Annotated in this window: 6 protein-coding genes; 3 read left to right on the top strand and 3 right to left on the bottom strand. The window is 38.3% G+C overall.

Annotation, left to right across the window (positions count from 1 at the left end; genetic code table 11):
- Window positions 1-143: 143 nt before the first annotated feature.
- The 3 genes from IPI59_05600 (at window position 144) to thiL (ending at window position 8,635) form a co-directional block, all read left to right on the top strand.
- Window positions 144-5,465 carry a T9SS type A sorting domain-containing protein gene (locus IPI59_05600; protein ID MBK7527024.1) on the top strand — a complete coding sequence of 1,774 codons (5,322 nt, stop codon included), beginning with the start codon at window positions 144-146 and terminating at the stop codon, window positions 5,463-5,465.
- 60 nt (window positions 5,466-5,525) lie between these two features.
- Complete coding sequence (locus IPI59_05605; GenBank protein ID MBK7527025.1) at window positions 5,526-7,310, top strand: PKD domain-containing protein; 1,785 nt, start codon at window positions 5,526-5,528, stop codon at window positions 7,308-7,310.
- A gap of 224 nt (window positions 7,311-7,534) precedes the next feature.
- Window positions 7,535-8,635: a thiamine-phosphate kinase gene (thiL, locus tag IPI59_05610; GenBank protein ID MBK7527026.1), complete on the top strand. Its 1,101-nt coding sequence runs from the start codon at window positions 7,535-7,537 to the stop codon at window positions 8,633-8,635.
- A gap of 761 nt (window positions 8,636-9,396) precedes the next feature.
- On the opposite strand, the gene IPI59_05615 is transcribed toward thiL, so the two are convergent.
- From IPI59_05615 to IPI59_05625, 3 genes are all read right to left on the bottom strand, one after another.
- Window positions 9,397-9,918, bottom strand: coding sequence for an OmpH family outer membrane protein (locus IPI59_05615; GenBank protein MBK7527027.1), 522 nt, complete (start codon window positions 9,916-9,918; stop codon window positions 9,397-9,399).
- 259 nt (window positions 9,919-10,177) lie between these two features.
- Window positions 10,178-10,702, bottom strand: coding sequence for an OmpH family outer membrane protein (locus IPI59_05620; protein ID MBK7527028.1), 525 nt, complete (start codon window positions 10,700-10,702; stop codon window positions 10,178-10,180).
- Between the two features lie 272 nt (window positions 10,703-10,974).
- Complete coding sequence (locus IPI59_05625) at window positions 10,975-11,532, bottom strand: DUF255 domain-containing protein (protein ID MBK7527029.1); 558 nt, start codon at window positions 11,530-11,532, stop codon at window positions 10,975-10,977.
- Window positions 11,533-11,812: the final 280 nt, after the last annotated feature.

The following is an 11,812-nucleotide window of genomic DNA, read 5'->3' on the forward strand; positions in this document are numbered from 1 at the left end:
CTATTTTTTAACCCAAAAAAAAACATTGTAAATGAAAAATTTTTTTCTTAATTTTGTAGGCGCTATACCTACAACAGCCCAACAGCCCAACAGCCCAACAGCCCAACAGCCATAATAATTTAAAAACTATAAAGGTAATAATTATGGTGTTATTGTTTATGTTTAGTAGTGTGGGCGCAAGGGGGCAGGAAACCGTAACCGCATCTATGTTTTACGGAGATAAACCTATAAAAATTAGTCCTATTAGCCGGGGAGAACTGTTTTTCAGTGAATTTGAATACATTACAAGTACAAATGTTTTTGCAACAGGCTTCGAAGTTACAGCGGCATCTGATAATTCAGGAGACCTTGACTTAACAAACTACCGAGTAGAATTTTACTGCGCCTGCCCAAATAGTAATCCTACCGAAATACATCCAATCCACGAAATTAGTTTAACGGGTAGTTTAGCACCTAATACTGCTAAAATGGAAAATGATTATGTAATAATTGCAAAAATATTTAACAATTGCAGAAAAAAGGCTAACGACCCAAATGAATTAGACTACAGCCAACCATTTTATATTGCGCTCATTAAAACCGAGAATAACGAAGATATTATTGTTGACATGGTAAGCCTAATTTTCCCTTCTGGTGCTTACCTAAATTGCCAAATTGGTCTCAATACAGATTTTGAACCGTCTAATACTATTGCTATGTCTGCTCAGAATTTTGGTTTGTTTCATGTAATATTAACAGACTATGGATGGCACCATGAGCCAAATGTAGATAATTTTTCAATGGGCGTTTTAAATGAAGATTTAACTACAACAAGCAATGTGTTTATTTTAAAATATTTACCAACCAACAAAACCAAGCCTATTTATACCTACCATAATTCATTAGATAATTTCAGTAAGTATAATGGTGATAATAGTTTTTTAGCAAGTCATAATTTTACTGCAAATCAACTTCAATCAAGAAAACATTACTATTTCAAACATACCGACTTGAGTGCAGATTGGAACACTTCTACTATTGCCGATGAATCAAAAATTATAGACGGGAATAAACAGTTTTATAATTATACCAATCCAAGTGATTACAATCGATATGCTATTTTAACAACACATTTCTCTGCATGCAAAACTTTTGATTATCTTATTGAAGCTTTTGATTTTAATACAGATTATTTATGTGATGCAGATAGGAATTTTTACACCTGCTTGTATAAAGATGACAAGGATTGGGGATCTTCGGGTGGTAATCTTAATAAAGTACATATAAATGGATTAGGAGCAACTAAACAAATTGTAGGGCACGAAATAGGGCATGGCATAAATAGGTATCATGGTTTAGATGGTGTCTCTTTTTATGATGAAGGCTTTGCCGATATTTGGGGTACTTTAGTTGAGTGGTATATTGATGCAGACGCAGCACCTGACTACACATCAAAAAAGATGTCTATACCCATAAACAGCCAACCCCCTTTTTCTGAAAGTGAATTTCGACCTTTTTATGAAGGCAAAAATGATGATTTTTTTAATAGCGATGAATGGTTAGCAGATAATAAAGAAGACGAGCACCTGGGGGGTACTATAATAGGCAAATGGTTTTATTTTTTGGCTGAAGGAGTAAATGATGTAAAAAGTAATATTTTATTTAATAAGGGTAACATAAAGAAAAATTTTATCCGGCAAGTTTGCGGTATTAACCCTTCGGTTGCACAATATATTGTTTACCATACTTTAAAATCGCTTAAAGACAAAACAGGTGGTTTTTTAAAAGGCGGTGACCCTATTTTTCAATGTTCACCAGACCCTTATTTAATGGAAGATTGTATGGACGCTATACGTCAAAACTCCTTAGCCGACATTACGGATATTACTAATGTGCCTTTTATTCAAGATAATATCAATTTTGTGAAAGCACAAGTTAAAAACGCTTGGGCAGCAGTTGGCGTAGGGCAAGCCGATTTTAGCCTATCATCAATTACAACCTATAATGTTTGCAAAGGACAACCGATTAAACTATATGCTAGCACCTCTACCAACGAAACTATTACATGGAAAAAAGATGGCACAACCCTAACTGGTGGCAATATTGTTAATATGGATGCAAACGGCGACCCCATATTAGACCAAGATGGCGATGCTATTACGCAATATTGGGCGTATGGCGAAAATACCAATGCCGACCCCACCCTGCATAATGGCACTTATACAGCAACCATCTCCTATTCATATACCCAAGATGGTGTTCTACAAACCTGTACTTTTGAAAAAGAAGTGGAAGTAGTAGTACACGAATTAATAGTTAAAGATGAGATTGAACCGCTTAATGATAACGAATTAATTTTTTGCGAAGGTAATTATGTCAATATTTTTTTAGAATTACACCCTGGTATTACCTCTGTAAATAGTGGTTTTTTTGCCGATAATAGCGCCGCAACTTATGATAATGTATTAAAAAGATTTTATTTCGACAATATACAGCCTGAGCAATCCGGAACATTTACCGTAACCGCAACTTGCGATGACAATGGTACACCTGTTACGGTAACCGCAACTATTAATATTGTAGTTTTAGAAAAACTAACCCTAACCCTTGTAAGCGATGAAAACGATATATGTTCGGGCGAAAATGTATATTTAACTGCTACAACCGATGGCTCAGTTACCTGGTACACCCAATTTGGCAACGACCCTATTGGTTACGATTTTAATTTTACAAGCCCTGCACTAACTCAAACAACCACTTTTAGAGCAGAAGCATTTAATAGTATGGGCTGCCCAAATACAGAGGTTGTTAAATACATTACCATCACCGTAAACCCCAACCCTACCGTAAACCTTGGTAACAACCTAAATATATGCACCAACGAACTACCCCATACCTTAGATGCTGGCAATGTGGGCAGTAGTTTTTTATGGAGCAACAACCAAACTACCCAAACCATTGAGGTTACTGCTGCCGACACCTACACCGTAACCGTTACCGATGCCAACGGCTGCACCGCCACCGATGCCATTACCATTACTACCCAACAATTACCCGCCGTAGGCATTACAGCTACCGCCGGAGGCGAGTGCGCCACCAATACTACAACCCTTTCGGCAGTAACAGATGAAGGAGGAACATTTTTATGGAACGATGCCGCCCAAACCCAAACTCCAGAATTAACACTTACCACCGACAATATTGGGCAAACCTTTACCGTAACCTTTACAAGCTCAAATACCGACTGCCAAAATACGGCAACTTATACCGTAGTTGCCACTGATTTTTTACCCATTACCACCATGCAAACACTTAGCACAAACACCATTTGGAACAACGAAACCAAGTATATTAACGGCGTTATTACCGTTCCTGCTGGTATTACCCTAACCATTAACAACAGCAGCGACATTTTATTTTTAAGTGCCACAAGCGGTATTATAGTACAAGCAGGAGGGCGTTTGGTAATAGACAACAGCACCCTGCGCGGCACCTGCGCTACTACCCCCCAAGTATGGCAGGGCATAACCGTAGAAGGCACTTGGGACCAACCCCAAGCCACCCCCACCGATATAGCCACCTACCACGGCAGCGTTGAACTTACCAATAACACCGTTATTGAAAACGCTAAAATTGGCGTTGATTTAAGCCATATTGAAGTTATAAACAATGCCTCTGTTATTAAGGGTGGCGGTATATTAACGGCCAACGACAGCTATTTTAATAATTGCTCGGCTGGTGTGGTGTTTAGTAGCTACCGCAACCATTCTAACAGCGAAATAAATAATTGTGAATTTAATTTTTTAGCAGATTTTTCCGGAACCTACTACAACAACGATACAAAATACATAGGCATTCATGTAATTCAATGCAATGATGTCGTAATTACCAACAATAAATTTATCCGGAATTTAAGTTACGTACCCACCAATTTATCGGAACACGGTTTTGGTATTCGGGTTAACGAATGTAAAGTAATGATTGGCGAATTGGGTGCCCCTAACCAAAGTGGGCAAGGCAATACCTTTACTAATTTGTATATGGGCATTGATGTGTATGGTGCACCGTCTATAGATGATATTGTACAAATATTGGCAAATAGTTTTAATAATACCCGCAGAGGCATAACCCTAAACGGCAACGGATTTGGTCTTGTAATAAACAATACTTTTAATAATATACCGAAGGTAAACAACAACACCCACCCCGAAGCTTACGGTGTTTGGGCGCAAAACGGTACGGCTTATTTGGTTACAGGTAATATTCTTAATACCAACGAAGATGTTTATGCAGGTACAAATTATACTTACGGAATTGTAAGCGTTAATACCGCCGACAACGGCGGGCAAATTTACGACAACCATTATACAGGTGTATTTGATGCTGCTAATTTGTTTGTAGGCAACAACAGCCATATAAATATAGACTGTAATGCGTATAATCCGGATAAAACAGACGTTACAATTTATAACCCCGTTTGTCTAAGCGATTGGCGCATAATAGACGACCCCAATAATACCCAAGCACTAAATGACCAAGGACATTGCGATATAAACCCAAACCTAAGCACCCCGCTGCACGAAAAATGGCATCTATACACCTCAGGCGACACCGAATACCATATAGAGAACCTAAGTGCTACTAATTCCTCTAACAGTCCACTAAAAGTGCAATGGGCAACTAACGACCCCGCTTTTGAGCCCTTTATGGTTACGACAAATGTTGATATTAGCATAGATTGCTCAGACCCAAATGCGCAGTATTGCCAAAATTTATACCCCGAAAACCCAGTTACTATTGAAGAACAATTTGAGGCAGAAATTGCAGCCACCGGAACTTATAGTGCAGCCACCCAAAACGCTTTGGCGCGTGTTTATACTATGCAAGGTGCTTCGCAAACTGCTATTAATAATTTAACAAATTATTTAAACGACCGGGCTTTGCGCATATTAACAGCTACCTATTACAGGCGCAACCAAGCCGATAGCGCATTATGGGCTTTAAACCAACTGCCCCAAACAACGGCACAAAACACAGCTTTTTACAGTTTATATACTGCCTTAATTGCCGATATGGAGGGGACTGGCAAAAAAGCAGCAGCGCAAATAACAGATTTGGCGCAGCAACCCGAAGGGCAACAAGTTACCACTTTGGCACAAAGCAAATTGGCGCTGCAACAAGGCAAGGTTTACCATAGGCATTTACCCACCTACAAAAAGCAACAAGCACTACTAAGCACCAACAACACCGTTAAACTGCTACAAATAGCCCCTAACCCTGCTGATAATACCATTGAGTTAACCCTCGATAAAAGTATTATAGCCTTAGAACTATTTGATATAACCGGAAAACGCCACGCCGTTATAGCTGTTACAGGCACCACGCTACAATACCCTACTGCTAAACTACACGCAGGGGTATATATATGGCAATATACCAATAATACAGGCAACACAGGCATTGTTAAAATGGTTGTTAATCATTAATTTTATTAACTAATAGGCTATTTTGCAGTTTGCAAAATAGCCTATTTTAAATATATCGCAATGAAAAACTCAATTATTTTACTAATGTTTTTATTGTTTTCTTTTAGTGTTAATTCGCAAATAACGGTGTTTAATAAAACTTATGATACCGATACTACAATTGAAGGAAATAACGGAATAATACCAATTAGTGGTGGATACATAACTATAGATGGCATTATATTTAACAAGAATGGACACTATGCGCATATAGCGAGAATTCTTGACGAAAAAGGTAACGAAAAAATTACATATATATTGGATGAGGGTACTAAAAAAATAGTGACAATCAACGGTGGTGAGGGGTTTATACAAAGTAGCGATGGGGCATTTTTGACTATATCGGCAATAGATGGGTCAATGTTCGATAATGGTCAAAAAGATTATTTTGTAATAAAGTTTACCGCCGAGGGTGAGGTTATTTGGAAACACCAATACGAACAAAACGGCACCCAGTTTCCAACGGCAATAATAGAAACCGCCGATAAAGGTTATTTAGTGGTGGGCAACCACCACAATAATACCTATTCTAAGTTTAACATTTTAAAAATAAACAGCGAAGGCAAAAAACAATGGCAGGTTTACTATGGTTTAGCCCCCGAAGAGGGCAATTCGGTACCGTTTAGTGCAGCACAAACAAGCGACGGCGGCTATTTGGTAAGTGGTTATGGCTTTACCGATGGGGCAAACTACCAAATGTATTTAATTAAAATAGACAGCAAAGGTTATTTGAAATGGCAAAAAGATTGGGGCGGCTGGGAGGGAAATGGCGGAGGTTTGATTTCACGAATTGATAATAAATATTATATTATCGGGTCATCGGTTTCGGATAACAAAAACTGCGAACCTATTTTTCTTGAAATAGACGAAGAAGGAAATGTTTTAGTTGAAAATATAATTCAAACCAAGAATAGTATTTTATCTCACCAACTTTCATTAAGACCTTTTACTAATAACACCCTTATAACAGCCGGGTATTATGCTAAAAGTTATTCTGAGCTACCAATAGGCTTAATAATGTGTTTTACTACTGCTGGTGACACCCTATGGACACGTACAATACCTACCGGCATTAATGATGAGAACTATTTTCGCGATGTGCGTCCTACTCCCGATGGTGGTTTTGTGGCTGCGGGTTTTTTGCTCAATAGCCCACAGCGCAGTTGGGTAGTAAAATTCGATGCAGACGGGCATACCTGCGCCGAGGTGGGCTGCGATAGTGTAACCTTTAAAAACTGTCTGGGCTACTATACCCAACCACAGCTATCTTTTACCACTATTCATATTGGCAATGGGTTGGTGGCATTTTACAATTTGTCGCAGCAGGTATATACAGACGAGCCGGGGGGTGGTTACTACCTATGGCAGTTTGGAGATGGTACCGAGCAAATAAGCAACAGCAATGAATCGGTAGTGCATACCTACCCCAGTAATACGGGCAGTTATACCGCAACCCTAAACGCCATACTTTGCGGCGATACCACCCAACTAACCCAAACAGTACAATTATGGGCGGTTGGCACCCAACAAATACCGCAACACGCAGCACAAAGCACGGCGGTACTAAGCCAAAACCCTATTAAAACGGGGCAGGCGGTAACGGTACATTATGCCTTTCCGCCGCAAATACCACAGGGGCAGTTTAATTTATACAACATCCAAGGGCGGTTAGTAGGCGCATGGGGTTTGCCCAGCCTGCAAAACCAGCGCACCCTACCCACCCTACACCTTGCAGCAGGTATTTACCCCTACGAGGTAAAACTCGGCAACCGGGTAATTATATCCGGGAAATTGGTAATAAATTAAGCAATTCATCCGGAAATTGAAAGCATGATAGACAGCAAAACATCAAAAATTTGTTAGTTTTATACTATACACTAATTTTGCGCCTATATTTACCATCATTTAGTTGAAACAGAAATTATTAGGAGTTCAAAAAAGACATGCTATAAATAAACCAATACTCTTTGTCCTGTTGGTCAAAAATCATTAATTTTGTAGCATAAATAAACGAAATAATTGATGCAAAAATGGATAATAATAAGAAAAACAACGACAATAATAACAAGAACCAAGAAAACAACACCGCCAGCACCCCAAAATTAACGGCAATAAATAGTTTAGGCGAGTTTGGCTTAATTGACCATTTAACCCGACACTTTAAACACCACAAACAACCAAGCACAATAAAAGGCGTTGGCGACGATGCCGCTGTTATGCAGCCCATTGCCAGTAGCGACGAGCTTTGCTTGTTGGCCACCGATTTGCTTATTGAGGGCATCCATTTTGATTTGCATTACACCGCGTTAAAGCATTTAGGCTACAAGGCCGTTGCCGTTAACTTATCTGATATTTATGCCATGAACGGTACGCCTACCCAAATAGTTGTATCGTTGGCCGTATCAAGTCGTATGAGCGTAGAAGCACTTGACGAGTTATACGACGGTATTTATGCCGCCTGCCGCGACTATGAGGTTGATTTAGTAGGGGGCGACACCAGCAGCTCGGTAAAAGGGATGTTTATAAATATTGCCGTCTTTGGACAAGTAAATACCTCAAAAATAACCTACCGCAGCGGGGCAAAATCCGGCGATTTATTATGCGTAACGGGATTTTTGGGGGCAGCTTATTTAGGACTTCAAATATTAGAGCGCGAAAAACAAATTTATATTGAAAACCCCAATATCCAACCCTATTTAGCGCCCTACCAATACTGTATTGGCCGGTTGCTGCGCCCCGAGCCGCGCCGCGACATAGTCGAAATTTTAAATAATATGCAAATAGTGCCTACCAGCATGATTGATGTTTCGGACGGCTTGTCTTCGGAGGTACTGCATTTATGCAAAAACTCGCAAGTAGGATGCCATATTTACGACGAAAATATTCCGTTACATCCGGAAATGTTTGAAACCGCCCGCGAACTTAACCTCGACCCGCTTACCTGTGTGTTTAATGGCGGCGAAGACTACGAACTTTTGTTTACCGTAAACCCCAGCCATTTAACACGCCTCGATGACTTGCAAGGAATTGCCATTATTGGCAAAATAACCGAGCCACAGCATGGCGCAAAAATAATAACCAAAAGTGGAATCGAGCACAATTTAATAGCACAAGGCTGGAAACACCAGTAAATATTTAATTTATTAGATTAATTAGTGCCTAATTTCCGGATAACCGACTCATTGCCTTTGTAACAGGCTTGCTTGCCATAAATTTTCTTCTGCTAAATTTATTTTTCCGGAAAAGAGCCCCGCGATGCCGTAGGTGTTTGGAATGCACCTAAATTAAATATCGAAACACAAACCAATGCTGAGTTTTCACTAATAGATGTGCCTGCCTATGCGCCAATAAAAGCAAATAGAAAGTAAAAGTAAAGTGAATAAATGATTAGCCCAATTAACTTAAACAGAATTGCTTTGTTTTGTACTAAGAACAAAATATATGGTTTTTATTTTATTATACTTTTTTTCTTGATAATGAACGAGCAAACTTGCGAAGGCAAGGTTGCGAAGTGAACCTGCGAAGCAGACGTAACAAAAAAATCAAGCGCTGCGACCTGTTGTTTAACGGTTTGCTGCACTTCAAAACCTAAAAACAAGCTATAAAATAAACTCGCTGCGCTCAAACAGTATTTTATACGCTTGTTTTTTAACGGTTTTTCCGTTTGCAAACCTACAACAGTTCGAAGGCGCGGGTAGTGGCATTGATAGCTTTGTTTTCATGTAACACCTTTTCCGGAAATTGAAAAGTATTAACTTTGGATTATTTTATAAATCACCTTGGTATAAAAATAGGCTTTTGTTTTTGGCAATTATAAAAAGACCGCTAAAAACAGATTAAGTTGTTGTTCTTAGCGGTCTTTTATTTCGTAGAATTAAATTCTAAAATGTTTTTACCTTAAATTTAGTTTGGCCTTAACAAAAGCGGTAATATCTTCGCTTGGCGAAACAAACAACAAACCCAAGGCGGCACCCGAATCGAGCACGTAGGTATAGCCTTTTTCGGTGGCTACGTCGCTTATAGCCTGGGTTACGCGGTCTTTAATTGGTTTGGTTAGCTCTTCTTCTTTTTTTGCCACGTTTTGCTCGGCTGCAGCTTTTTCTTCGGCTAATTTTTTATCTTTTTCTTGTAAGGTCATCATTTTTGCTTGGTAATCTAACTGCGAAAGTTTGCCTTCTTTCCATAGCTGTTCAACGCTGGTGGCTTCTTTAATTAGCTCTTCATCTTTGCTTTTCAACATATTACTCAGTTGCTCTAAATAGGTCTGATACTGCGTTTCGGCAGCTTTCCACTCGGGCATTGAGTTTAAAAGGTCTAAACTGTTGAGGTGGCCAATTTTGGTTTGTGCATAACTGTTAGCTTGTGTACCAATAAAAAGGCAAACGGCAACAAATAAATACTTAATAAATTTCATTACGAATTATATAATTAAAATAAAAATTAAAAATCTAACAAGATTGTTGTGTAATTTAATACGGCAGCACCAAATTATAATTGAATGTTCTTTACAAAGTAACGGTAACTGCCCATAATGCAAGCATGTAATTGTTTAGTGGTTGTAATAAACGTGTTTTAAGCAATCCGGAAGCTAATTATTTTATTGCCATTTTAAAAACAAGGATTAGATGGGCAGTAAAAAAATACATCCGGAAGTTTTAAAACATTCAGTTTATTTATTTTGTGTTTAATTCTTTAAGCACGTCGGCTGTATAGTCAAAACTTGGATTTGCATATACAATAGCAACACCTTGCCCTTTGTCGAGTACAAAATCAATTTTTTTGTTTTTAGCTACCGTTTCAATAGCTTTGGCAACTTGGTCTTGTATGGGTTTTACCAATTCAACCCGTTTTTTATATAACTCACCTTCTGGGCCAAATTTTTCGCGCTGAAAATCTTTTAGCGCTTTTTCTTTGTCAAAAATCTCTTGTTCGCGTTTAGCACGGTCTTTATCGGTTAATAATACTTGCTCGGCCTGAAACTGTTTGTATAGTTTTTCGATGTTTTGTTTTTGGGCGGTTACCTCTTTTTCCCAGCCTTCGGCAATTTGGTTTATTTGTTGTTGTGCTTGTTGGTAGGTATTCATTTTTTCGAGTATTTGCCTCGAATCAACATAGCCAAAACTTTGGGCTGCAAGGTTTGTGGGGGCTAATAAAACAGATAATACAAATAAGGACAAAGCCAAAAATAGTTGCTTCATTGTTTAAACTTAAATTTTTATTTTATAAATGTAACAAAAGCGCTGTAAAGATACGCTTAAATATGGACAAATTAGTTTAGTTTTAGTTTAGTGTGGGCATAAAAATGAGTTAAAAAATCCAAGCCTTTTTGTTTTCATGTTTATTTAACGTTATTTAGCTTGAGCAAAAAATTGGCTTAGGGCGAAAAATATAAAACAATAGAGGCCCTGCTTGCCAAAATGGAGCAAACATGCCTCTAATATGATATAAAATAAAAAACAAATTTTATTGTTTAAAACTGACTTAGGTCGGAGCGTTTAATAGTTGATTTATAGTTTTGGGCAAATATACCTATTGGCACTCGCTTTTGGTAGGCCGATGTGGTATAGTAATGCAAAATAAGGTCTAAATCGTGCGCATCTAAATACCCCGGAAAAAGGGAAAGATGGCGGTATTTTTCGTCTAAAATTACCGTAGCAGGCAATTCAACGCGATTTTTCATTAGTTCTAAGGCCAACTCATTAGCTCCGGCCTTGCCTTGTTTAACATATTTATACGTTTTCCCTTTAAAATTAAGCGTGTTTTTATCTTCGGCATCTAAACGAACAGCGTAAAATTTTTCGCCAACATATTGCACAACAGCTTCGTGCTTAAATGTGGTTTTATCCATTTTTTTGCACCAGCCGCACCAGTCGGCATAAATTTTAAATAAAACTTTTCGGGGTTCTTTTTGCATCAGCGAGTCAAGCGCATCAAGTTCAACCCATTCAATATCATTATTGTTTTGGGCTTGTGCTGCATTATTATCAGTAGTATAATTTTGGGCAGCGGGTGTAAATGCGCTAAACATTGTGGCACACAAAACAAAAGAAAAAGCAAATAAAAATGGTTTCATTAGGTAGAATTAGTAAATATTAAAGTTAAAGAAACAAATAGTTGGTTAATTAGCTAAGAAATCCGGAAGAAAAAAATAAACGTCATTTTGCACCTAAGAAGTAAGAAACAAAATAAATGCGGCGTAGTTTAGGGCTATCCGGAAAAATTTTGTCTCTATCTATGCCGGTAATTTACCCCTTAGTCTAAGCCATAAAACGCTCAAAGCCGTTTGACTTTATTTTAGGTCAAACGTT

This window comes from Sphingobacteriales bacterium, from assembly GCA_016706405.1.
In the GTDB taxonomy this organism is placed as follows: domain Bacteria; phylum Bacteroidota; class Bacteroidia; order Chitinophagales; family UBA2359; genus BJ6.

Excerpts from the sequence above, each read along its gene's own strand:
- IPI59_05600 (MBK7527024.1), top strand. The coding sequence starts at position 144 with ATGGTGTTATTGTTTATGTTTAGTAGTGTGGGCGCAAGGGGGCAGGAA.
- IPI59_05605 (MBK7527025.1), top strand. The coding sequence starts at position 5,526 with ATGAAAAACTCAATTATTTTACTAATGTTTTTATTGTTTTCTTTTAGT.
- thiL (MBK7527026.1), top strand. The coding sequence starts at position 7,535 with ATGGATAATAATAAGAAAAACAACGACAATAATAACAAGAACCAAGAA.
- IPI59_05615 (MBK7527027.1), bottom strand. The coding sequence starts at position 9,918 with ATGAAATTTATTAAGTATTTATTTGTTGCCGTTTGCCTTTTTATTGGT.
- IPI59_05620 (MBK7527028.1), bottom strand. The coding sequence starts at position 10,702 with ATGAAGCAACTATTTTTGGCTTTGTCCTTATTTGTATTATCTGTTTTA.
- IPI59_05625 (MBK7527029.1), bottom strand. The coding sequence starts at position 11,532 with ATGTTTAGCGCATTTACACCCGCTGCCCAAAATTATACTACTGATAAT.